This is a genomic window from Chryseobacterium sp. II3a (assembly GCF_057815135.1).
Genome location: NZ_JBYPZJ010000013.1, coordinates 103,751 through 127,032, shown reverse-complemented (window position 1 = coordinate 127,032; position 23,282 = coordinate 103,751). Strand labels below are relative to the sequence as shown.

At 34.1% G+C, this 23,282-nt stretch carries 27 protein-coding genes, 1 tRNA gene and 1 pseudogene; 18 read left to right on the top strand and 11 right to left on the bottom strand.

Annotated features, from left to right (window positions below; all coding sequences use genetic code 11):
* Positions 1 to 127: 127 nt before the first annotated feature.
* The 3 genes from AC3HD6_RS22280 to AC3HD6_RS22270 all read left to right on the top strand — a co-directional run bounded on the left by AC3HD6_RS22280 (position 128) and on the right by AC3HD6_RS22270 (position 3,120).
* Positions 128 to 1,429: a DUF2268 domain-containing putative Zn-dependent protease gene (locus AC3HD6_RS22280; RefSeq protein WP_488898320.1), complete on the top strand. Its 1,302-nt coding sequence runs from the start codon at positions 128 to 130 to the stop codon at positions 1,427 to 1,429.
* A 241-nt stretch (positions 1,430 to 1,670) separates the two neighbouring features.
* A tRNA-Ser gene (locus AC3HD6_RS22275) sits at positions 1,671 to 1,755 on the top strand.
* Between the two features lie 516 nt (positions 1,756 to 2,271).
* Positions 2,272 to 3,120 carry an alpha/beta hydrolase family protein gene (locus tag AC3HD6_RS22270; RefSeq protein WP_488898319.1) on the top strand — a complete coding sequence of 283 codons (849 nt, stop codon included), beginning with the start codon at positions 2,272 to 2,274 and terminating at the stop codon, positions 3,118 to 3,120.
* Between the two features lie 133 nt (positions 3,121 to 3,253).
* On the opposite strand, the gene AC3HD6_RS22265 is transcribed toward AC3HD6_RS22270, so the two are convergent.
* Together AC3HD6_RS22265 and AC3HD6_RS22260 are read right to left on the bottom strand one after the other, a co-directional pair.
* Entirely contained in the window at positions 3,254 to 3,556 is a 303-nt protein-coding gene (locus AC3HD6_RS22265; protein ID WP_488898318.1) for a hypothetical protein, read from the bottom strand.
* A gap of 154 nt (positions 3,557 to 3,710) precedes the next feature.
* Entirely contained in the window at positions 3,711 to 4,490 is a 780-nt protein-coding gene (locus AC3HD6_RS22260; protein ID WP_488898317.1) for a hypothetical protein, read from the bottom strand.
* Between the two features lie 176 nt (positions 4,491 to 4,666).
* Here AC3HD6_RS22260 and AC3HD6_RS22255 point away from each other — a divergent pair, with 176 nt between their 5' ends.
* Positions 4,667 to 5,125 carry a hypothetical protein gene (locus tag AC3HD6_RS22255; RefSeq protein ID WP_488898316.1) on the top strand — a complete coding sequence of 153 codons (459 nt, stop codon included), beginning with the start codon at positions 4,667 to 4,669 and terminating at the stop codon, positions 5,123 to 5,125.
* Positions 5,126 to 5,148: 23 nt separating this feature from the next.
* On the opposite strand, the gene AC3HD6_RS22250 is transcribed toward AC3HD6_RS22255, so the two are convergent.
* From AC3HD6_RS22250 to AC3HD6_RS22230, 5 genes are all read right to left on the bottom strand, one after another.
* Positions 5,149 to 5,676 carry a hypothetical protein gene (locus tag AC3HD6_RS22250; RefSeq protein WP_488898315.1) on the bottom strand — a complete coding sequence of 176 codons (528 nt, stop codon included), beginning with the start codon at positions 5,674 to 5,676 and terminating at the stop codon, positions 5,149 to 5,151.
* Positions 5,677 to 5,684: 8 nt separating this feature from the next.
* Positions 5,685 to 6,179, bottom strand: coding sequence for a hypothetical protein (locus tag AC3HD6_RS22245; RefSeq protein WP_488898314.1), 495 nt, complete (start codon positions 6,177 to 6,179; stop codon positions 5,685 to 5,687).
* Positions 6,180 to 6,300: 121 nt separating this feature from the next.
* Complete coding sequence (locus AC3HD6_RS22240) at positions 6,301 to 6,651, bottom strand: immunity 51 family protein (protein WP_488898313.1); 351 nt, start codon at positions 6,649 to 6,651, stop codon at positions 6,301 to 6,303.
* Between the two features lie 507 nt (positions 6,652 to 7,158).
* On the bottom strand, positions 7,159 to 8,934 hold the full coding sequence (locus AC3HD6_RS22235) for a S41 family peptidase (protein WP_488898312.1): 1,776 nt from the start codon (positions 8,932 to 8,934) through the stop codon (positions 7,159 to 7,161).
* Between the two features lie 75 nt (positions 8,935 to 9,009).
* Positions 9,010 to 9,513, bottom strand: coding sequence for a DinB family protein (locus tag AC3HD6_RS22230; protein WP_488898311.1), 504 nt, complete (start codon positions 9,511 to 9,513; stop codon positions 9,010 to 9,012).
* A 179-nt stretch (positions 9,514 to 9,692) separates the two neighbouring features.
* Between AC3HD6_RS22230 and AC3HD6_RS22225 the strand changes: the two genes are divergently transcribed.
* Entirely contained in the window at positions 9,693 to 9,935 is a 243-nt protein-coding gene (locus AC3HD6_RS22225; RefSeq protein WP_488898310.1) for a tetratricopeptide repeat protein, read from the top strand.
* Complete coding sequence (locus tag AC3HD6_RS22220; RefSeq protein WP_488898309.1) at positions 9,932 to 10,837, top strand: tetratricopeptide repeat protein; 906 nt, start codon at positions 9,932 to 9,934, stop codon at positions 10,835 to 10,837. Before AC3HD6_RS22225 ends, AC3HD6_RS22220 begins: the two co-directional genes overlap by 4 nt.
* A gap of 171 nt (positions 10,838 to 11,008) precedes the next feature.
* On the opposite strand, the gene AC3HD6_RS22215 is transcribed toward AC3HD6_RS22220, so the two are convergent.
* Complete coding sequence (locus tag AC3HD6_RS22215; RefSeq protein WP_488898308.1) at positions 11,009 to 11,785, bottom strand: hypothetical protein; 777 nt, start codon at positions 11,783 to 11,785, stop codon at positions 11,009 to 11,011.
* A 639-nt stretch (positions 11,786 to 12,424) separates the two neighbouring features.
* Here AC3HD6_RS22215 and AC3HD6_RS22210 point away from each other — a divergent pair.
* The 12 genes and pseudogenes from AC3HD6_RS22210 (at position 12,425) to AC3HD6_RS22155 (ending at position 21,160) form a co-directional block, all read left to right on the top strand.
* The gene (locus AC3HD6_RS22210; RefSeq protein WP_488898307.1) at positions 12,425 to 13,789 is read left to right on the top strand and encodes a tetratricopeptide repeat protein; all 1,365 of its coding nucleotides are present in this window, start codon (positions 12,425 to 12,427) and stop codon (positions 13,787 to 13,789) included.
* Between the two features lie 228 nt (positions 13,790 to 14,017).
* Entirely contained in the window at positions 14,018 to 14,434 is a 417-nt protein-coding gene (locus tag AC3HD6_RS22205) for a GNAT family N-acetyltransferase (protein ID WP_488898306.1), read from the top strand.
* Between the two features lie 106 nt (positions 14,435 to 14,540).
* Positions 14,541 to 15,059, top strand: a complete 519-nt coding sequence (locus AC3HD6_RS22200) for a GNAT family N-acetyltransferase (RefSeq protein ID WP_488898305.1) — start codon at positions 14,541 to 14,543, stop codon at positions 15,057 to 15,059.
* Positions 15,032 to 15,358: a hypothetical protein gene (locus tag AC3HD6_RS22195; protein ID WP_488898304.1), complete on the top strand. Its 327-nt coding sequence runs from the start codon at positions 15,032 to 15,034 to the stop codon at positions 15,356 to 15,358. The genes AC3HD6_RS22200 and AC3HD6_RS22195 overlap by 28 nt, the downstream gene beginning before the upstream one ends.
* 190 nt (positions 15,359 to 15,548) lie before the next feature.
* Positions 15,549 to 15,887, top strand: a complete 339-nt coding sequence (locus tag AC3HD6_RS22190; RefSeq protein WP_488898303.1) for a nuclear transport factor 2 family protein — start codon at positions 15,549 to 15,551, stop codon at positions 15,885 to 15,887.
* A 208-nt stretch (positions 15,888 to 16,095) separates the two neighbouring features.
* Positions 16,096 to 17,046, top strand: coding sequence for a helix-turn-helix domain-containing protein (locus AC3HD6_RS22185; protein WP_488898302.1), 951 nt, complete (start codon positions 16,096 to 16,098; stop codon positions 17,044 to 17,046).
* Between the two features lie 14 nt (positions 17,047 to 17,060).
* Positions 17,061 to 17,801 (top strand): GNAT family N-acetyltransferase, encoded by a 741-nt coding sequence (locus AC3HD6_RS22180; protein WP_488898301.1) that lies wholly within the window; start codon positions 17,061 to 17,063, stop codon positions 17,799 to 17,801.
* Positions 17,802 to 17,804: 3 nt separating this feature from the next.
* Positions 17,805 to 18,296 (top strand): DUF7000 family protein, encoded by a 492-nt coding sequence (locus AC3HD6_RS22175; protein ID WP_488898300.1) that lies wholly within the window; start codon positions 17,805 to 17,807, stop codon positions 18,294 to 18,296.
* A 21-nt stretch (positions 18,297 to 18,317) separates the two neighbouring features.
* Positions 18,318 to 18,884 carry a Crp/Fnr family transcriptional regulator gene (locus AC3HD6_RS22170; protein WP_488898299.1) on the top strand — a complete coding sequence of 189 codons (567 nt, stop codon included), beginning with the start codon at positions 18,318 to 18,320 and terminating at the stop codon, positions 18,882 to 18,884.
* A 236-nt stretch (positions 18,885 to 19,120) separates the two neighbouring features.
* Positions 19,121 to 20,200 (top strand): DUF418 domain-containing protein, encoded by a 1,080-nt coding sequence (locus tag AC3HD6_RS22165; RefSeq protein ID WP_488898298.1) that lies wholly within the window; start codon positions 19,121 to 19,123, stop codon positions 20,198 to 20,200.
* 159 nt (positions 20,201 to 20,359) lie between these two features.
* A complete protein-coding gene (locus AC3HD6_RS22160; protein WP_488898297.1) occupies positions 20,360 to 20,659 on the top strand; it encodes a thioredoxin family protein in 300 nt (99 codons plus the stop codon).
* Between the two features lie 13 nt (positions 20,660 to 20,672).
* Positions 20,673 to 21,160 (top strand): annotated as a pseudogene (locus tag AC3HD6_RS22155) (DUF2938 domain-containing protein).
* 188 nt (positions 21,161 to 21,348) lie between these two features.
* On the opposite strand, the gene AC3HD6_RS22150 reads toward AC3HD6_RS22155, so the two are convergent.
* The 3 genes from AC3HD6_RS22150 to AC3HD6_RS22140 form a co-directional block, all read right to left on the bottom strand.
* Positions 21,349 to 21,930: a DUF6624 domain-containing protein gene (locus AC3HD6_RS22150; RefSeq protein ID WP_488898296.1), complete on the bottom strand. Its 582-nt coding sequence runs from the start codon at positions 21,928 to 21,930 to the stop codon at positions 21,349 to 21,351.
* 87 nt (positions 21,931 to 22,017) lie between these two features.
* A complete protein-coding gene (locus tag AC3HD6_RS22145) occupies positions 22,018 to 22,584 on the bottom strand; it encodes an AAA family ATPase (RefSeq protein ID WP_488898295.1) in 567 nt (188 codons plus the stop codon).
* Positions 22,585 to 22,857: 273 nt separating this feature from the next.
* The gene (locus AC3HD6_RS22140) at positions 22,858 to 23,214 is read right to left on the bottom strand and encodes a winged helix-turn-helix transcriptional regulator (protein WP_488898294.1); all 357 of its coding nucleotides are present in this window, start codon (positions 23,212 to 23,214) and stop codon (positions 22,858 to 22,860) included.
* Between the last annotated feature and the right edge of the window lie 68 nt (positions 23,215 to 23,282).

Below are 23,282 nucleotides of genomic sequence, written 5' to 3'. Positions count from 1 at the left end.
CTGCTTTGAGGATGTCAAAGTATTCAACTAAAAATTCTGGAAGTAATAATTTGAGAAGTTCGTGATCGCTTAACATAATTCAAAGATACATCAACTTAACATTTCCCCCAACTTTTGAGACTGATCCATGAAAACTAAAACAACGAAACATATACTCTCCACATTAGCTATTTTGATATTTTTCAATTACTCAAGTGCTCAAAAAATCATTAGTACAGACATTACTCATTTTTGGATTGCCTATGACAGTATTCAGAAAAATAAAAAAAATAAAAGTGAAATCCTTGAAAACATTTTCCTGAGCAAGAAAACTGAAGGCCTAGCATCTTTTATGGAGATTAAAAAATTCGGAAAAGATGATTATTTAAATGTCATTGAGAAATATCCTCAATTTTGGAACTCCATCAGGACCAATACTTTCATAGATGCTAAAAAAATTAAAACAAAACATACTGCTTTCAGGAAACTGGGAAAACTTTATCCCAATAATTCTAAGGGAAATATTTATTATACAATCGGAGCTTTGAAATCTGGTGGAACAGTTCATCATGAGGATTTATTAATAGGCGTAGAAAAAATTACCGGTGATCAAAACACTGTAGTTTCTGAATTTGAAAATGAAGATCTTCGAAAAATGTTCCAGTTTACCAATCCATCACAATTGAAACAGGTAACAGTACACGAATTCATTCATACTTTTCAAAAAGATGGAGAGGTTAACGTTCTATCCAAGGCTATTAAGGAAGGCTCTTGTGATTTTATTGCAGAACTAGTTTTGAACAAAAAGTTCACTGCATCATATCTGGATTATGGATTTAAAAATTATGAAAGCGTAAAATCAGATTTTAAAAAAGAGCTGTTTAGTAAAAGATTTGAGAACTGGTTTTATAATAGCAATGCTAAAAACCCTGATCTTGGATATTTTGTAGGATATGTGATTTCAAAAAAATATTATGAAAATTCTGCAGACAAGAAAACCGCAATTAAGAACCTCATTGAGTTAGATTTTAGTAATAAAACCGATGTGCTCGAGTTTTTAGTAAAATCAGAATATTTTGAAAATAAAAAAAATGCTGACCAAATCCTTTCTGAATATAGGGAACATCAACCCCGATTAACAAAGATCATAGAATTTGAAAATGGCAGTCAGAATGTAGGAATACATACAAAAAAAATTCAGATTGTATTCTCAAAACCAATGAATGAAAAGATTTCAATCAATTTCTCAAAAAATGGTAAAGAACATTTTCCATTAAAAAACATCGTAGGCTTAGATGAATCAAAGACAATTCTAAACATTGAAACAACTGATCTGCAACACGATACAGAATATGATTTTTATATAACAGACAGAGCTACAAAATCTGAAGATAACTACCCTTTTGATACTGAAGAATATAAAATATCTTTTAAAACCGAAAAAAAATAATTTTCATAAGCTCTTTATGGTTACTCGGGACTGAGGTTTCTATCATGATAAAGCTTTACAGCCAGCCAAAATAGTACTTGGCAGCACTGAAATTAAGATTAAAAATCCAAATTCAGGCGATCATAAAAAAAATTCCTCTGATAACCCGACAGATAGGATTTAGTTTGCTTTTTATGGGTAGAGTTATTATAATTTTTGCTATATTTGCACCACTGAAAACAACGATACCATCGGAGTTTAAGGAGAGTTGGCAGAGTGGTCGATTGCGGCAGTCTTGAAAACTGTTGACTGTAACAGGTCCGGGGGTTCGAATCCCTCACTCTCCGCAAAACAAAAAAACCTGCTGAATACCAGTAGGTTTTTTTGTTTTTTATAGATTTAATATCCATAAATTAATTTTATCCATTCTTCCTTTTCTTTGGCTCTTCTTACTCTATCTTTAAGTTTTATTGGAGTTTAGAAAGTCTATTAAAATCCAACAAATGCAGATTCAATTATAAAATTAGATTGGCTTTATTATGAATCAAAAGTAAATTCCTCTAAGAAACCCCAGATATCATTCAGATATCAGTCTTTTGAATTCATGTATTAAAGATATGTCCCATAGGAAAAAACAAAGCAAAAATAAATTCAAAACGTTGATTTTATGCAACATAACCCTTCATTGAATTCAGCCAAATTTTCTATATATAGCTTTGTATAAAAATCTTATCTTTCAACAAAAAGAACATCATTTCAGTTTTTTTTAAAAAATTAATGAATAAACTAATAACAAAATGAAACATACTGTTTTAACCCCATTGACTCTTCTCAAAAACCCCATACCTGTAAAACTTTTTTCTATGAATTCTCTCTTGATGCTATTTCTTTTTATAAATAGTTCATTATTAGCGATTCCCTCTAATTTTACAACTAAAAATGTAAAATTTCAAAGTGAAGGAATATCCCTTTCGGGGACGATCTTCAATCCTAAAAATGCTTCTGCTGCAGTTGTCATTGTCCATGGATCAGGACAGGAAAAAAGGATGACAGAGTTTGCAACACTCTTGGCTAACAATGGTATTGCTGTTTTAACTTATGACAAACGCGGTGTGGGAGAATCGGGAGGTGTTTATGCGGGACCAGAAGTGGGAACCAATAATGTAGATTCTTTAAATCTTAACCTTTTGTCTTTAGATGCAAGCTCCGCTGTGGATGTTTTGTCTAAGGATTTACAGAATAATCGCATCCCTATTGGTTTAATTGGCGGCAGTCAAGCTGGATGGATCATTCCTTTGGCGGCTAAAAAAAATAAGAAAATAAGATTTATGACGATATTCAGTGGGGCACTGATTACTGTGAAACAACAGCTTCGTTTTCAGTTCTACACCAATGGAAATTCAAGTTTTTGGGATACACACACAGAAGAAGATGCACGGAAGCATACCATGACTGATCCGGATAAATATGAATTTACAGATACTGATCCCTTAGACACTCTTACTGAATTATCAATCCCGGGACTGTGGATTTTTGGGAGTAAAGATATACAAGTACCTGTTAACCTATCCATTGAACTTCTGAACAAACTAAAGTCTGACAGTAAACAGTATGAGTATAAACTCTATCCAGCCTTAGGCCACAATACTGCATTTTCAGATTCAACTGAACCAGTAGAATACGCCATCAAATGGATCAAAAACCGAAAATAATCTGAATAAGAAGCTATAAAACAGAATACTCACACAAGGCAGTATGAGAGAAACAACACTTTCTGTCCAGAATGTAAAAAGTCAACTCCTTTCCGTATCAATACATTTAAAAAGTTAACAGAATACACATTGCTTACTCTTCTACCCTTTTTGAAAAAAACCTTAGGACTAACAGACTAATAATAATCAATAGAGGTCCAAAGAAAACATTCTCATCAAATGAGATTGGGTTGTTAACAATCAGTTCTTGATTTTCTTCCAGGTAATTATTAGTATTTACTATAGCAGAATTACAGCAATAATTTTCGTTTCCGATACAATCTTCATTTACATCACTACTCTCGTCAGCTGCCTCCGCAACAGCTCTTCCTTTTGCGTTAGTATATTGAAAAGTAAACATTAAAATCAGAACGAAAATAAAATACAGGCTGCTCATAAATAAGTGTTCGTGGTTATTTCTCTAAAATATAAATTTTTATTATATATAAGTGTACACAAAAGATAAACCTTAATTATCAAAAAGAAATTGATTATAATCCCTCTTCACATTTCCTAATGCCCTATAATGAAATGAGTTAAGAATTCACATTTTACTGTTTTACCTGAAAATTTTTGAAATCAAAAGGAATCTTCTGTACAGATTCTTCATTTTCAATGAACAGTTCCAGTGGAATATTACCTCGTTCTACCACCGTCATTGAATGTTCAAGCTTATAAAATTTATAGATCATCCTGGTTTTTGGATCTTTTAGAGTAAGATTATTGTATCCGTAATCCAGTTCATCATTCATCGTGGGAATTACGGGAATAATTTCATGCTTCTTATCAGCCGTTTTCGCTATGATCAGGTCATAATGATCAAAATTCACCTTTTCGCCTTTATTCATCTTGTACTTGATAAATTCTTTAAAAATTTCATTGGCCGATTCTACAGATACAATTCCAAAATAAAGCTTCGGATTTTTAACCAGAACTCCATTATCAATAAGGTTTACATCTTTTTTCACCTCTTTTACTTTACCCAAAATAAAGTATGAATTATTATCCTTTGAAGGCTTGAAATATTTGACAATTCCTCTGGCATTTACACTTTTCAACTGTTCTTTTGGAACTTCATAACGCATCAGAATATTAGCTCTTCTATAGATATTCTCTGCATCATGATTATCAATCAATATGTTGTCTTTTTTATCTTTAGTAATAATGGTATCAAATTTTATCAAATGAAACTTATCGTTGGGCTTATTGTCCATTTTAAAACTCAATTCTATAAAATCAAAATACTGGCGAGCCTGGTCAAAACTAATATTCTGTTGGGAATACAAAAATGTAGAAAGAATAATCCCTGCTAAAAGAAGTAATTTTTTCATTTTATTTTAAGTTTTGGATGATATAAGACTGCAATAAGCCCTAGATTATTCTCAAAAAATACGATTTTTCCACTGACTAGCAAAAATGAATTAATCTTCTGAAAATATAATAGTTGTGCACAAGAAAAATATTAAATAAATTTGAAAAACAACCCTATACCATGAATAGATCTTTGATGGATTTCAAAAAAATCAAATACTTCTTTCTTGCATTCCTGATAGCAGGATTTGTTTTTACAAAAAACTGGATCATTGTACCTTATCAATTTCGATCCATCATTGGTTTTATTTTATTGTTTGTATATGCTTACGGAGTCTATGCCCTTATTTACCGTCCCATCAGCTCAGAAAGTAAACTTAAAAAGCATCTATTCTTAAGACTTGGGATTCTGATCTTTTTCTTTCTCATTGCAGTCGGTTCAATATGGCTTCTTAAAAAGCAGACCTTAGGGATAGGAGCAGGCCATATACTCTATATCGTGATGATGGTACTGGGCTATGCGATCTTTACTTATGCTGTCATTGAATCCCTGTTGCTATATGGAAAGAAAAAATATGAGCAGATTGCTATTAACCTGGCCCTGGCTTTAGGTATATTATGTTTTGTGATTTTCAGTGGGTTATTCGGGTTTTAATCTCTTTGTATCTGCTTTTCAAACTATTCTTTCACAAGGATAATTCCCGCTTTTTCATTATAAAAATCATTTTTAAAAACTTTTTTGCCAACATAATGTTTTTGATAAAAATAATTATTATGAAGCTGTGAGCCGCCTTCAACTCCCATTCCTATTTCGTGGTCTTTCTTCAATTTGTTTCTGATGGCATTAAAGATCTTTGTTGTATTTTTATCAGAATCTTTTGAAAGAATCCTAAGAGAAATCCGTTCGATAGAGTCTTCAGAGACTCGTCCTCCCTCTCCTTCTATTACAAAAGGAGCAGTTTCATCTTTATATATATGATCAGAAGAAATTCCATCAATCTCTTGAGAGACAATAAAAAATTCAAGATTTTTTTCCCGACAGTCTTCAATATCAGCATCTGAATTGCAGCAAGGAATCTTTCTCATCCTAAAAGCATCATTTTTATATTTTTCTTCTATTAGGAAAACTCCGCCATTCTTTTCAAGAATATCTTCTACATACCTGATAAGATCTCTTAAAGACATTACAACATTAATGTAAGCCATCTATCATATCAATTAAAATAATATGTTGAAGTAAGATCGCCGCTAAAGTCCGGTTTATTTTCCTGTTTCTTTGTATTGAGTTCGAAGAGCCTTTCTCCATTTTTATGCCCGGCCCGTATTTTTAGCGAAAACCATCCGTTTTCAAGGTTCATGCGGATGCTGTTCTCATCATTAATGTTAGAGATATCCTTTAAATAACCAATACCTACGACTCTCAGCTCGTTATTAGAAGTTTGAAATATCCATCCTTCTGACTGTGCAGCAACTTCATCATGTCCCAATACATGGTCTTCGTTAGCAGAAATACAGAATGAATAATAATCCTCTTCTAGCCCTATTACAGGAATAGCAATTCCAGATTTTGTTATTACATCTCCGTGGTCATTTTCTACAAAATATTTCAGGATATTGTTTCCCGGCAGATTATGATCCTGCAGATATTTCGCTAAAAGCTCAGGGCTGTATATCACAAAGCCTTTGAGTTCTGAAAATATTTTCTTCATATTACTTTTTATTAGATTGGTTTAAAATATAATGTACCGAATCCGGTCATACTAACTCTTTTTACGATTCAAGACAAACAGATCTCATCTTCATTCGAAATTCCCTGATCTATGATGGAAATCAATCCAGTTCTGCCCTTGAAAACAAATCACTCATCAGCGTTTCATTTTCACATGCTTGTTTAAAACCCAGAATAAAATCTTTTAGCTGGTTTTCTTCAGACGAATATGCACAGAACATCCCACCCTCAGGATCAAATCTTATAGATTCACTTAAATCCGGTCTTTTTTCATCCAGAAAAACTTGAGCTAATGAACCCCAGTCGTATCCATTTCCTTCAAAACCTTCATCTGCCCTAGCATCAAAGATCTGCTGTTTATAACTTCCCACATCTAAACATACCGAAAAACTGTTGGGATGCTCTACCCAAAAGAAGGGTTTAATGGTTTCCTTAAATTGATTAATGTCCATGTTCTTAGGTTTTTATTTCTATTTTTTCGGCAACAACAAATACATTCTGAAACAAAAGTTTCAGAAAATAATTAAAATGAATTCATTAATAGATACTTATAAGCTTTATGAATTGCTGGTGGATCAGATACAGCTTGAACAGCTTTTGCTCTTTTCCTGTTATCGAGTATCAGGATCTTTTTTTAATTGCCGTCATAGTGTGTAAATTTTAATCGTTAATAATACTTTGTGATGATGTGATGGTATAACAAATATAAAGCGGTTATTTATATTCAAAAAATTTTAAAGCATCAATCTGAAAATTTGTAGTAGTTCTACGACTTTTACATATTATTTCTGGTATTTCAGAGACAAAAGACACTCTAACTAATACTGTTTTAAAATCATACAAACGACACAATATATTTATAAAAAACATATTTTCTCCCCGGATACGGGAAATAATTAACATTTTTGTTATTATTTAAAAAAAATAGCTGCAAATCAATCTTCTGCAGCTCTTCTTATTTACTTTTGGTTTTGTTTCTGAAGTTCAAGTGCTTTTTTCAGATAAACATCAGACTGATCCAGAAACTCCTGGTCGGTAAGCCGGATTTCATAATGCGGAATAATCCCCTGTCCTTTTTTCTGATCCGGAAGATTTTGAGCATCCTGAATCACATGAACAATAGAGAAACCGGTTTGAATTCCTGTGTTGGGAAGCTCATATACTAACGGAAGATGCCCGTTATGTTCGTAATATCCGCCAACCGTTTCTTTTCCGATCACAATGGCATTGGTATAAGATTTTATTAAAGAAGCCAGGTGAGAAGCTGCAGAAGCCACCCGTTGATCTGCCAGAAGATAAAGCTGTCCTTTAAAGGTTCTTTCGTTGGGTAAAATCAGGAGGTTTTTATCATCAGCCCAATAATATTTACCCTGAATTTGTTTAGGGTAAAGCTGTTTTAGATAGGCATTAATTCCATTTTTATCCGTCACTCCATTGGACAAAAAAAGTGGGGTAATAATTAGCTTATCTTCCATGGGAACCTCATTGAACCAGGTATAAGCATAATTGCTGTCACGGAAAGGCCTTTGGGCGAGATAAGAGAAAACTTTTTCATAAAGCGCCCCGGTTCCGCCCGTATTTCCTCTCAGATCAATAATAAGGTTTTCTATTTTCTCCCGCTCCAGGGTATCCATCATCTGATCAAGAAAAACACTGAATTTTTTATAAGCAGGATCTTCTTTACCTGTAGCGAAATCAAAACCTCTTATTGATAAACGGTATATGCCATCACCTTCTTTGGTAAAACTGTATTTTTCAGTCATCAATTTTTTATCCAAAGCAAGAGAGTGTCTTGATTCCTGAAGTTTTTTAAAATCATCCAATGATATTCCGGGTAAATTTACTTCATGAGTCTTCCCATCCCATTGATACTTGATGTCATACTGTTTATGAGTACCGAATTCTATATAAAACTTATCCAGCATACCTCTTTCAAAGCCTGTTGTTTCTCTGTAAGGTAGAGAATATCCATCAGAAAAATAGTATTGGGAAAAGCGGCTAATCATTTCTTTTGCAGGAATGCCATTAATAGAAATAATTTCGGCAGCAAGTGGTATTTTAATATCTTTTGAATCCTGGAGCAAACGACCATCAATATTTTTCAGGGTGATGGGCAGATATTCAGGTCTTTGTGTTAAATAATAAGATGCATGATTAGGAAGATCCGTATAATTATGACAGCTTCCTTCAAAGCCTGTGACCTTTGCTATTACTTTATAGAAATCAAATATATTCTTGCTATTGGCCGCTTCTTCCTCTGCTTTTTGATACATACTGTCTATCTGATACCTGCTTCTATAAACATATAATCCTGAATTTGCTTTTTCTCTGATGGAGCGGAAAACCTGCAGATCTTCTACAAACTGGGCTGAAGTGAATTGCCCATTCAGGCTGGAAACGGTTTTAGATTCTGTAATGGAGATCTTCGAAGGTTTACTTTTTTCAACATAGGATTTAGCCCAGATTCGAAGTTCATATTTCCTTCCTTTTTCGGGAGTAAAAAACAGCCTTTCAATACTTTTTATTCCTCTGGAATCATCCTGCTCTTTTATTTTTTTTCCATCTATAAACAGGCTCATTGCAATATTGGCTTCGTTTGACTGAACGGTTACCCATACTGGTTTTTGAGATATTGGTGAGTACTTCAGCGTATCTCCTGGTTTCAACTCAATATCTTTCTGGCCATATACAGAATTTACAAGCAGTAATAAAGGAATAATAAAGGGTTTGATCATTATTAATTTTTGGATGGCAATATACAAATTAACCTTCATCCATTGGTGACGGCTTATCTTTGCTGGTATTAAGGATTATAACTTCACGCTCAAATCCTGAACTTCTTCTGCTGAAAAACCAAAGATCTGTGGTGTTTTCACATCAAGCAGATTAAGATAAAGATAAAGTTCTGCTCTATGGTGAATCTCATGTTCTACCATAGCTCTAAGCCATTTCCATATAGAGATTGGATTATTTGCTGGAGTCAGACATTTACGGTTGAGGTCCTCATCTGAAAGTCCAGAAATAATTTCCAGAGTCTGTCTGTGCATATCATTGAAAAAAATTACAATATTTTCATATCCGTCTGCCAGTTCTTTTCCACATCCGGGATAGGCACTTTCTCTTCCTGAGATGGTTTCACCATACATATACCTCTCTATAGCTGCAATATGCCTGATCTGATCTCCAATTGTAAATTTTCCGGGTTTATAAGAAAAATCAATATGCTCAGGAGGGACAATTTCAATAATCCGGTTGGTTCTGGCTCTTATTTTCTCATAATAATCAATGAACGATGCTACAGATGTAATTTCCATTTCGAAAAGGTTTTTATAATCTTTAATGATGATTTCCGTATCGTGAATATAAGAAATCCAGAAATACTATATCATTATACATCATTTATTAACTAAAATATCAAAAAATTCCCTAATAAGTGATTGCAAAATTTGCAAGTGTATCAAATAACAAATATTTTAGTTATAAATTAATAGCAATGATGAAAATATGGTTCTCTATCGTCCTTATTGGATTAAGCTTTGGAATGATGACTGCCCAGATAACAAAAATTGATACCGAAAAGCTGCTTGGATATTATGAGAATCAGCGTTTTGCAGATGCGGCTCAATATCTTCAAAGTCTTTACTCAGCAGATACACAGGATATAAAGGCATTAACTCAGATTGCTTATTGTCAAATGATGGCGGGAAAACTTCCGGATGCTGAAAAAACTATATGAAAATTAATACCATTCAACCTGACAATATTCCGGTTCTCTTCAGCCTGGCCAATATTAATTCCAGAAGAGGAAACATTATAAATGCAAAGACCTACCTTCAACAAATCATCAATCTTGATAGTCAAAACTTCAATGCTTACAAACAAATGGCAGGTTATGCAGATACTTCTGAAACCAAACTGGAATATCTTAAAAAAGCCAATAATCTGAATACAACTGATCCTGACACCGCCTATGATCTGGCAATGGTTTATAATGAACTTAAACAGTTTCAGCCTGCTTATAATATTTTAAAAACAGCTATTGCCACCGATCCGGAAAATTTCACTCTGCAGCAGGCCCAATTGCCCATCGCCAATAGGCTGGGGAAATACCAGGAAGTTATTGAAACAGGAGAGAAATTGTTAAAGGTTCATACCGATGCTAATGTCATGAACGAAATGGGGCAAGCTTATTTTTATGTAAAGAATTACCAGAAATGCGTTGAAATTTATACAACGTTAGAAAAATTAGGACTGCAGAATGAAGGAACGTTATACTTTATGACATTGAGTTATCGTGAATTGAAAGATTATGATAAAGCAGCTATCTATGCTCAAAAAACCATTGATGAGGCGATTTCGGACCACACCACTCTCTATTATGCTGCACTGGCAGGAATTTATGAAGCAAAAAATCAGTATAACGATGCTGTAACAGCCTATAAAAGAGGGCTTACCTTTGAAGCCAGCAATATTATCTATTACCGCTTGGCGCATTTATATGATACGAATCTGAAACAGCCTAAAAATGCTATCATCTACTACCATTTATATCTTAAGAATACTCCAGATCAGGAAAAGGAAAAAGACCAAATTGCTTATGCTAAAGGCAGAATCTCTTTTTTGTCAGGTAAAAGTTAAATAGAAATCCCCTATCATATAAGAAAGGGGAATTACAGTAATAAACTTTTTTAGTTTATACACTTGAAGAGGGAAAGGTTTTTAGTTTTTATAATTAATAAGTAAGGTTATCTTATGAAAATATCAATTTTTAAAACAGCATAACATGATCATTTGTTCTTGTTCTCCAATTTAGTTTAGCGGTATTGCATAAAAATAATTTTCATACGCACCCGTACCAAAGCCCCAGTTACCTGTAGGTTTGTTCTCAATCAGTAAATATATTCTTACAGATGGGGCAGTAACATTTATTATTGAAGATCCAGAGAGCATGCTCAGTGTTCCATCATTGCCAGCACCAGCGTATGGAAAAATAACAGAAGCATAAGACGTTTGAGCGCCAGCAGGACCAAGATGGACAAAATCAGTTTGTTGCTTTGCTGTTTTTGAGGTTGAAAGATAGGCATGAAGCCAGCTCCTACTGGTATTACTTCCATTACCAATAGTTAATCCTGCATTAACAGCCCATTTCCCCTCCGTAAGGTCTATATAAACATTGGAATACACAAACCCTGAGCCACTAGAATTTATAGTCATACCTGGAGAAGGAAAAACACCGCTAGCAGTAGCACGGATAGATGCTGGTACTTTCCAGGTACCCACACCATCAGCATTACTCATTAAAACTTTGCTTTCTCCCTGGGTACCATCTGCTATTTTAATAGCTCCCGGATTACTGCTTATTATATCAATTTTTGTAACAGGAGTAATGGTGCCAATTCCAACATTTCCCGCGGAAGTAACTATAACATCATTACTCTGCTGGATTATAGAGGGGACATTATCACTGGGATTATCTTTTCCGCCATCAATATGAAATGTTCCTTGTGGATAAGAGGTACTTATACCAACCTGAGCGGTAACTAAACTGCATAATGCAAAAGGAAACAGTAGAAATACTTTTTTCATTAGTAATTATATTTTAAAATTTGGTTGTAATTGGGAAGAAAGGAATCTATATTGATCTTAAATACTTAGATTATTATTTTTAAAAATAGAGAATCAATAGCATTTTCAGTTTGAGGGAATAAAGATTTTTCTGTCATATCTATTTTTTCTTTAGAGTTCAAAATTGAATGTTTCCATTGTTCAACTACAGGTTGAAGATTGAAATCCACTTTGGTGTGAAAAGTTTTGTAAAACAATTGAAAATATTTAAAAAAAACTAAAAAAGCCTCCCCCCAACAACTACCCTATTTGTTAAAATAGCTTAAAATCAACAACATACAAACAACACATAAAGACATAAACATTCAATAAACCAATTCACTAATAGATAACTTTGACATAAAAATTAAGATAATTCGTTCTATTTTTTATTATTTTTAAGCGATAACATAAAAAAAATATCAAAAATATCACCAAAATGTGATATTTTTGATATGCTTTATTTAATTCTATAATATTGTAATGAAATTTAATTTTTTTATCTATTTAATAATTATATCTACTTTTTATTCATACACATCACATAATACAAATGATAATATTGATCTACTTATAAAGTTATCTGATGACAATAGCTATAAAGATCCATTAAAATCTTTTATGTACTCCAAAAGAGCCTGTATTCTTGCGGAGAAATCCGGGACTTCGAAACAGAAAGCTAATGCCTACTACTATATGGCAAGGAATCTGATTTTTATGGGTAAATACCATGAAAGCTATACATTTATAAAAAAAGGAAAAGGAGAAAAAGCGGTAAAAAATGATCCGTTTTTGAAAGCTCTTTTTATAGAATTAACAAGTATTTACTACTCCAGACTTAGTATGATTCCTCAGGAAATGCAGGAGAATAAGGCAGCATTAAAACTTGTTGATCCCAATAAAAATGCTGAATCAAAACTTTTTGTTTCCAGAATATATATGTGGATTGCAGACTGTTATACAGAAAACTACAAATATGATTCTGCCCATATATATATTGATAAATCAATACAGCTGGCTGAGGAAATCCCTGAAGATCAGTATCTATCCTTCAGCCGCATGTTCAGAAGAAAACCCTACAGTTATTTTTATAAGGCTCAGATATACAATAGGGAGCATAAGGAAAAGCTGGCACTCCCTTTTATAGATAAGGCCTATCATCAAGCCATAGAAGAACAGCATACTTTTATATACCCTATTTTGGAAGCTTACGGAGATTATTATTTTCTTTCAAAAAAATACAAAACAGCCATCAGTTATTATAAAAATGCCATTGATAATAAGAAAAAATATCTATATCCCTGTGCCGACATCAATTTAAAGATTTCCCAATGTTATAAAGCAATAGGAGATATTTCCAGTGAAAAAAAATATTTAAAGATATCTTCCGACCAAAGAAGGTATGATGAAAAGATAGTCAAAAAAGATATTGTTCAGGTAGCAGAAAATCTTTTAAAAGAAGAAATAGAAAGAAGCAAAGCAGATAGAAATAACAATATTCTTATTTTCGCCTCAGTGATAATCCTTTTCTTACTGATCTTGGCCTACATCTTTTATAAACTTAAAAAGAAAAAAAATAAAATCATTGAAAACAAAAATGATTTGTTAGAAAAGACAAAATATGATCTGATAATAAAAGAGAAAACCATCACTACATTACAGGAAAAAGTCAACGATTCAATATCAGAACTCATTCTGATGGCTAAAAACAATTCGCCAGAATTTTGGAACAGATTTCAAATGATTTTTCCTGACTTCACCGGAAAAATGTTAAAAATAGATTCTAAGTTTAAGACCTCCGAACTTACCCTATCTGCCTACCTTTATCTCGGCTTTACAACAAAAGAAATCTCTCAGTATACTTTTAAATCTGTAAAAACAATAGAAAACAACCGGCATAACTTCAGGAAAAAAATTAATATTTCTTCAGAGGAGGATCTTTCTCTCTGGATTAAAGAATATATCAAAAACACAGCATTAGGATAACTCATTACAATATAAAGATCAGATTTAATATACTGTTTTAAATTTATCAAACGACTTAGTTTCTATAACATCAGGTAGTTTTGTGATTTTGATATTGGTTAAGGTGGTTTCAAACATCTTATATCCTTCTTCAGTCACTTCATGAGTATTGATTACTTTTCTTTTTTGTAATTTAAACAAAATATTAATCTACAGCTTCTCTCTAAAATCATTACACCCAAATCATCCATGGAAATAATAAGAAAAGACGAAATTACAGAAGAATATTATGATACCATCTCTGAACTTCTTTATCAGCATAACCTGAAAAACACAAAAGAAATTGAAAGTATCAACAAGCCTTTAGAAATTATCATTCATGACCAGGGAAAGATAGTAGGCGGTTTGTATGGCCGTTCTATCTGGGGTACTTTGGAAATTCAAAAGCTGGCTGTTGCTGAAGAGTATAAGAATAAGGGCCTGGGAAAACAGCTGATTCATACCGCTATAGAAGAAGCAAGAGTAAGAAATTGTAATTATATCGCCTTGAATACTTTCAGCTTCCAGGCTCCGGAATTTTATGAAAAATTGGGGTTTGAAAAAATAGGAACTGAACATGATTTTCCAAAAGGCTTTGAAAAGTATTACTACAGAAAAACACTGTAAAGACCTATTCTTTATCGCTGCAAAGCTTTACAAGCTGTAACAAACCATCATAGAATAAGACAGATATAATGAAACTTGACTGATATGGAATTTAAAAAGATAAACAATGAAGACAGAAAACGTTTCTATCAACAGCAAAAATTATATTTTACACCGTCAGTATCAGGATCAGGAAAAACTTCGTCTGGAATTTAACCGTCTGACGCAAAAAATCTGGGAATTCGATTTTGAAAATTATTATCAATCAGGATTTTGGGATGACCGTTGTATTGTATACTCTTTATTTGACGGCGATATCATTGTTTCACACACTACTGTAACTTTATTTGAAGGCAATATTGAAGGAAAAGCCAAAAATTTTATTCAACTAGGTACTGTCATGACAGATGAATCCTATCAAAAGAAAGGATTGAGTCATTTTATAATGGAACGCATTCTGGATGATTTTAAAGGCAAAAATGACGGAATTTTCCTCTTTGCCAATGAAACAGTATTGGACTTTTATCCAAAGTTCGGGTTGAGCCCGGTACAGGAATATGAAGCATTCCAAACTATTGAAAACCTGAATCTTTCAAAAAAAATAAAAAAAAAAGAAAATTGGATCTGGATCAGGAAAAAGATTTAAAACAATTTGAATATCTGGTAGAGCATGCGGCCTCCAATACTACTTTTCCAACAAAAAGCAAAAGTATAACGTTCTTTTACTGCTTTGCCAATCCGGAAATGGGCTATAAAGATTGTATTTACTTTATAGAAGATCTCCACTGTGCTGTTGTCATTGAGATCCAAGGTAAATCACTGCATATTTTAGAGATATTCGGCCCCGAAAAAGTAGACCTGAATGATATTATTGCCGCTTTTAATGATATTCCATTTGATGAAGTTGTTCTGGGCTTTAGCCCCAAACAGGGTAATTTTCAATAAAAAAATCTTGAAGAGCCAAGGCCGGATGAGGAACTGCTGCAACTTCGTCCTGATTTTGAACAACATATCCACCGACCTCCTATTGTGATCATCAATATTGAAAAAAATTAAATATAGTATTCTTTTGTGACGATAATCACAAAGAAGATCATTCCTGATCCATTACATTTGTTCATATAAAACAATCTATATGAGCAATACAACCCCAAATGTCGCAGAACAGTTTATTCAATACTTAAATGAAGAAAATTTTGAAAAGGCAGAAAGCTGCCTTGATCCTGATTTTAAATTCATTGGAGTGTTAGGAACAAGAGAAGGTGCTTCAATATATATTCAGGAGATGAAGCAAATGAAATTTAAATATCAGATTATTAAAACCTTTACTACCGGTGAAGATGTCTGCGTCTGGTATACCATTGATATGGGAAACAAGGCTGTAGAGGCGGCTGGATGGTATCAGATCAATAATGGAAAGATCCATTCTTTTAAAGTTTTGTTTGATCCAAGACCACTACTGAATGAACAGTAAACGTTTTTTTAAATATCAAATACTCTAACAGAGACAGTCTCAAAAGTTGTTGAAAACATTTTATTTCGTTTAAGATAATGCTTTTGAGACCGTCTCTGTCTTATGTATATTATCTATACCATTCATAGGTATTTTAATCTGAAAAAATTGGGATCTATACTTATCTTTATAGCAACAGAATAACCATAGAGGAAAAGAATAAGCAAATATGAAACAGGCTGAGATAAAAGAACTACGAAATGAACAGGATTTCAAAGATTTTTATCTTAATAATGCCCCTGCCACTTTCTGTGAAGAATGCAGCAATATTGCGTATGCCCACGGAAATGGTTTTTTGGACATTGCTAAACTGCAAGAGCTTAAAAAAGGACAAAAACCCATACAAGGAAAACAGACAAGACGAAAGTTTTACAGCATTATTCTCCTGACTGAAGGGGAAATAGAGGAAAATATTGGCCACAATCTCTATCATTTTCTACCCGGAACCTTATATTTCATTGGAGAGAATCAACTTCATGCTGTAGAGCGATGGAGTGATGATGTGAAAGGTATATTATGCATGTTTGATGCCGATTATTTTTTGCTCTGCATTAAGCATCAGATCAAACTCAACCAGTTTCCATTCTTTCAGGTTAATCAAAAGCCTTTTATCAGGCTTTCGGAAAGAGAAATCCAGATGATGGAGCATCTTTTCTGGAAATTGAACAGCGAAAAATGTCAAAAGACCACTTTCAATGATGATCTGCTTACCCGAATGTTCCTGAACATTATCCTTTTGGAAGCTGAACGTATTTACCATAAACAATCCTCTGATGATGTTTTCTCTTTATCCCGCAAAGATCAGTTGACCGCTCAGTTTCAATTATTGGTTAATCAACATTGTATAGAAAAGAAACTCGTTACGGATTATGCAGACCTCCTGCATGTACATCCCAATCACCTTAATGATGTGATTAAAGAGGTTACCGGATTCCCTGCCAGTCATTTTATTCAGAAACAGCTGATACAGGAAGCCAAATCAAGACTTATTCAAACCAGTGATACCGTTTCTATGATTGCTATGGCTCTTAATTTCACAGATGATTCCTATTTTGGACGCTTCTTTAAAAAACTAACCGGGGTTACTCCGCTTCAGTACCGTAAAAACCATAAACATTAATCAAATTTAGCAGCATGCACACCTCCAAAATTACATCATCTATTGTTCAGGAATACTGGAAAGACCAATTTCAGGGTGAAGTTCTGTGTGACCATCCTACTTTCATCTTATTTCTCAATGATGAGCTGGAAGAAGACAGTCAGATTATGACCCTGGAATTTCCATGCGGAAGCAACTGGGCAACTATTAATTCCAAAGTGGCCAGCCATTTCAAAAATGTTAATCTTACGACTCTTGATTTTGAAAAATTTGTGGATATTCTAAAGGATAAGCAGCTCTTTTTGTATGGTGCAGACTATATTTTTTATTTTCCTGAAGAGGCCAAAGACCATTTATTACATCTTCAATTACCTGATAATACCCGTCCTTTAAGCAACCATGATGCTGAACATTTTTCTGTTTTTGAATCTTTATCTACGGAAGAAGATCTGGATCAGGCTTTTGTAGAGCTTGACCATTGGAAAATATTTGGCATTTTTGAAGAGAATCAGTTAGTCGCTGCAACAAGCATGTATCCATGGCAAGACACAAAATTGTCGGATATTGGAGTGATTACTCTTGATAAATTCAGAGGAAAGGGCTATGCTAAACAGGCCGTTCAGGCTATTTCAAAGGCGGCCTTACAGGATGGTTATGAACCACAGTACCGCTGTCAGTCAGATAACACAGCTTCTGTTGCCCTGGCTAAGAAACTCAATCTAGCCTTATTTGCCAAGTGGAATTTTATTTCACCGGAATCTATAACGAAACTATAATTAATGAAAAACCTCAATGTATCAGTCAAAGAATATCAAAAATTAGTAGAGAAAAACGAAATACCACAGGTTTATTTATATCTCATGCGTTTTATGATGCAATTGAAAGCTGATTTTTCAAAGCATTTTGAAGAGCAGTTTTCTGTAGGCAATATTTCTCCCGGATATATGGATTATACCTATTTTCCATTCTTCGATTCGGTTCTTCGCGAAAATAAACTTCGGTTTGGCATTGTTCTCAATCATAAAAAAATACAGTTTGAATTATGGCTTATGGGACAAAATGCAGAAATACAGCGGGAATATTGGCAGAAATTAAAAGGAGCTTCATGGAATAAACACCTCACAACAATGCCTAAATATTCGGTATTGGAAACTATTTTTGTAGAAAATCCCGATTTTGAAAATGAGCAGACTATTCATGAAGCAATAAAAAATAAAACATTGGAAATTGTTCCGGAAATAATGAAGTTTTTGTTCTTAAAAACCGAATAAGCCTGAAAAGAAAATGATATTATGACGGAACACATTGAAAAAATCCAGGCTTTAATTTCCAGGTTTGATAAGGAGACTCTTGAAGCTCTTGAAAAAATAACCGCCAAAGAGCAATTAAAAAAGGGAGATATTCTACTGCAACAAGGTGAAATATGCCGAAAAAGCAGCCTGATTGTGGAGGGGGCTGCCCGGAAATTTACTTACACTGATAAAAAGGAAATGACCACAGAGTTCTTCTTTAAAGATGACATTGCCATTTCTTTTAAAAGTTATATTCATCAAAAACCAAGTAAAGAGGTGATTGAATGTCTGACAGACCTAACCGTAGAAACTGTAGACTATAAAGCTTTTGAAATGGCAAAGAAGCAATTTCCCTTGCTAATGGAATATGATGTTTTATTAACAGAATTATACATCATATGGATGGAAGACAGACTTTTTAACTTCCATTCTCTGAATGCTACAGAGCGGTATGAAGAACTTCTGAAAAAATCTCCGGAATATTTTCATCACCTGAAACTCACCCATATTGCATCTTATCTTGGAATTTCTCTGGAAACATTGAGTCGGATTCGCGCTAAGAAGTAATGCAGAGGGAAGATGGGAGATGGAAGTATTATTGGTTTTTATAGTGATTGATGATTTATTATAAACTATTCCTTCTGAATTAAATCAAGAATAAAAGATGAATACTGATCTTAGGTCTCAATAACTTCCCTCTCCCATCTTCCCTCTTCTTGCATCCTGCCTTACCTTATTTTTTGACTTTTATCAAAGGAATCCCCAGCCATAATCTTGATTTTTGCTGCACATTATTATACAGTATGAAAAAAAGAATTATCGGATTTGATCTGGCCCGGGCATATGCCATTTTCGGGATGTTTATAGTCAATTTTAATATGGTATTCGGGAATCATGATGACACCTCCCTTCTTGGAGAATTTCTGGCACTCTTCAGTGGACATTCCAGTACGGTATTTGTGATCCTGGCAGGAATGGGTGTTGCTCTGATGACTAACAGACTTCAGGAATACACAGATGAAGACAGGAAAAAACTCCGATATACCATCCTTAAAAGGGCTGCATTCCTTTTTATGTTCGGAATATTGTTTTGTATCTGGTGGCCTGCAGATATCCTTCATCTTTATGGTGGTTACATGAGTATGGGAGCACTGCTTGTTTTTATGGATAAGAAGTATTATCTGCTTTCCGCATCCATTGCCATTGTTGTATTTCATCTTTTGCTTGTCATGGTTCCGTTTGAAACCGGCTGGAATCTGACGACTCTTGAATATCCTGATTTCTGGACACTTTCAGGATTTATCCGAAATACATTTTACAATGGCTGGAATCCTATATTTCCATGGTTTGCCTATTTTGCGATCGGTCTTTACTTGGGAAGGCTGGATTGGACCATAAAGAAGACTCAGCAAAAAATATTTAATACAGGTCTGATCATCTATCTCATTGTAGAAGGAATCCGCTATGGAAGTACATTTGTGGATCTGAGTTCGGAAACCCGTGAGTTCATCAATACTGATTATATTCCACCTGTACTGCCTTTTGTTCTGAATACGATTGGTTTTGGAATGATGCTTATTACTGGATTCATGTGGATAAGCCAATATATTTCCGAAAAAAAATGGGCGATAGACCTCGCAAGAACCGGCCAGATGACACTTACTCATTATGTATCTCATCTCAGCATCGGACTTATTGTATTTGCTTTATTACAAGGTAACAGCTATTCGGAAGTGATGAGTGGAAAAAATACAGTAGAACCACTCTATATTCTCCTCTATTCCGTAGGATTTTTTATGGTCAGCATGTATTTCAGCAAACATTGGGGTAGAAAGTTCAAACAGGGACCGTTGGAAATGCTGATGAGAAAAATAACAGGTTAATATAAGAACAAAATACATACATGACCTTTAAACTTCCAGCGTCTTACTTCCCAGCTTCCTTTCTTTTCAAAATCTTTGATTTGTACCATTTTCACTCTTATTTGTGTCAGCAAAACGGTCTAAGGCTTCTCTAATTTTGTATCAATAAATTTTATAACAATGACAAAGAGAAATCAGAACGTACAGGAAATTGATTCATTGATGCTTTTTCAGTTTTATGCAGAATGGTGTTATCCATGCAAAATGATGATGCCTGTAGTGAATACATTAAAGGTAAAGCTGGAAGACTGGCTGAATGTACATCAGGTAGATGTAGATCAGCAACAGGAATTAGCCGTTAAATACGGAATCAGATCAGTGCCAACTTTTGTTGTCTTAAAAAACAATGTGGAAGTATGGCGCAGTTCGGGTGTGCTTTCGGAATCGGCATTAGAACAGAAACTCATCAGTTTAAGATAAAATCTGACGAAAAATGAATGTATTAATTGATGCTGTGTTACTGGGTGTAGGAGCGACCATCTTCATGGATGTGTACGCTCTGATCATCAAGAAATTCTGGAATATTCCTTCTCTCGATTATCGTATCGTAGGACGATGGATCGGACATTTCAAAAATGGAATATTCAGCCATCCTAATATTATCCAGACGCAGCCTATTCAAGGAGAAAAAGTACTCTGATGGCTTGCCCACTACTCCATAGGAATTATGTTTGCCTATGTTTTACTTTTCATCTGGGGGAAGACTGGCTGATACAGCCTAAAGCTTTTCCGGCGATATTTATTGGCCTTGCAACGACCTTAGCTCCATGGCTCATGATGCAGCCAGCTTTTGGATTTGGAATTGCAGCTTCTAAGCTACCTAACCCTACCGTTGCCAGGCTCCGAAGTCTGCAGGCTCACCTTATCTATGGTATTGGATTGTATCTGTCAGGCCTATTAATTTCAATTTTATTTAAATAAAAAATAGGTTAATAAATCATCATTAAAAAATAATGATTTTGAACCTAGACTAAAATTGTAAATATGCAATAGAACGGACTTTGGTCCGTTTTTTTTGTGAATACAAGTGGATGAGAATGGGTATTTAAAAATATTAAAACTATATCTTTACTTTTAAACCTTAACCTAAAACTTTGAACTTTAAATTTTTAGATCCACCATACTTTCTTTCTCCAGGTCAGATACCCTTGATCTCTGTTATCAATTTCAGGGATCTCTTCCGGGTCAGGAATCTGATTAATTTCTTTTTCGGATAATGGATGTAAATTCACTTTCTTCCGTTCTTTATTCAGGCTTTTCTTATCTTCTACCGGAAAAGGAATTCCACCAACGATAAGCTGAGTACCATATTTCTGGGGCTTACTCTGGAAAACCTGAATTCTATCGTATAAATAGGCTTTATTTTTGAGATTAACATCAACACCGTTTTCCGCCATCATTGCATAACATGCTTTCATAAATTCGGGTTCACCAATGGCATGCTGAATAATAAGCCAGGCAGCGTCACTTGCTTTTCCTCCTACCTTTGATATCGTTGGGAACCCAATCTTTTCTATGATTTCCCGAAGTCTTTTGGCATTAGTTTTATGAACCGCCTCCATTTCCGGATGATATCCTCCCTCCAGCTTCCCTTCTGCAAATAACTTTTCCCTTACCTCGAGATCGTGACTGGCAAGGCTTATTAATTCTTTTTCAAATTCTTGTTCATCCATTGGTCTCAGATTCATCATTAAAATGTTTAGAATATAACTAAAGGCTCACTCAAAGTTACAAAAATGATGAATCCCTAGCAGAAGTTCGTCTTGAAAACCTCTGATTTACAGCATATTTTTAAGGGTATCAAGAATAAATTTGATTCTTTGTTCTACTGTTAATCTGGGAACCTCAATAACGTGATAGCCATATTCCTGATAGGTTTCCTGCATACATTCAAAGGTATGTTGAGCTATTTCAGGAGTTTGTTTTCTTTCAGAATCATTTTCATAGATTTCCGGCCATGGGGGAAGCATGAAAACATTCCTGTTATACTTCATTTCGCGTACTGTGGTTTTCATCTCCTCAGGAACAGGAATATTTTCAAGCTTAAGATAACCAATGGTGTCTATAATTCCCCGATCAAAAAAAACAGGAGCAGAACCTGAAGTTTGAAGTATCTTCTGATAGGTATTTACTGAAGCATCAAACATAAGCTCAGCAAAAAATTCTTTATCGACCCAGGGTAGTCCATTTCCAAGAACACTTAGCTGCTCTTTGATAATTCTCCGTCCTTCTTCAGGCACGGTTGTAAAGCCTGCCTGGCTTAATCCATTCAGTAAAGTTGTTTTACCGGCTCCTGGCCCTCCGGTAAGAATATAAAAATTTTGAACTGTCCTAGTATTTTTCATTTTTAAATCTTATTTGACCGTTTTTCCAGTCAGAATTATATTGTGGAAATAGCATACGAACGAATCTTCCTATCAACAAGGCTATAAAAACTATGAATATGAATTACTATAATGAGGAAAAGTAAGTGTTCGGGCAAAGAACAACATAGAAAGCCAAAGTGTCCTCAGCAACATGTTTCACTTCCAATAGAAACATGGAATATTGAAAGTATCAGAATCCTTAGAGTAAAGATACTTTATTTTTTAAGAATGAAAAGAAATACAGAAAATCTGTTATTCCTTGGGTGGGAAAGTAATCCCGGCATCCTGAATCAGGTCATATCCAAACTGCATGATGGTCTCAATGACAGGAATGGATTTTTTGCCTTTTTCAGTAAGACTATACTCTACTTTTGGAGGCACAACGGGATATACTTCGCGATGAATCATTTCATTACTTTCCAATTCCCTAAGCTGACTGGTCAGCATTTTGTCTGTGATATGGGGAATATCCTTTTTCAATTCACTGAAACGAAGTGGCTTTTCCTGTAATCTCCATAAAATAGGCATTTTCCAGGTCCCTCCAATATGGCTTAATGCAAATTCTATAGGAGTATAATACAATCTTTTATCGTGAAAAAACTGAGGCATAATAGTATTTTTATTGTTATACTTTCTAAAAGGTAAGTATAGAACTAAAAGGTAAGTATATAGTTTTC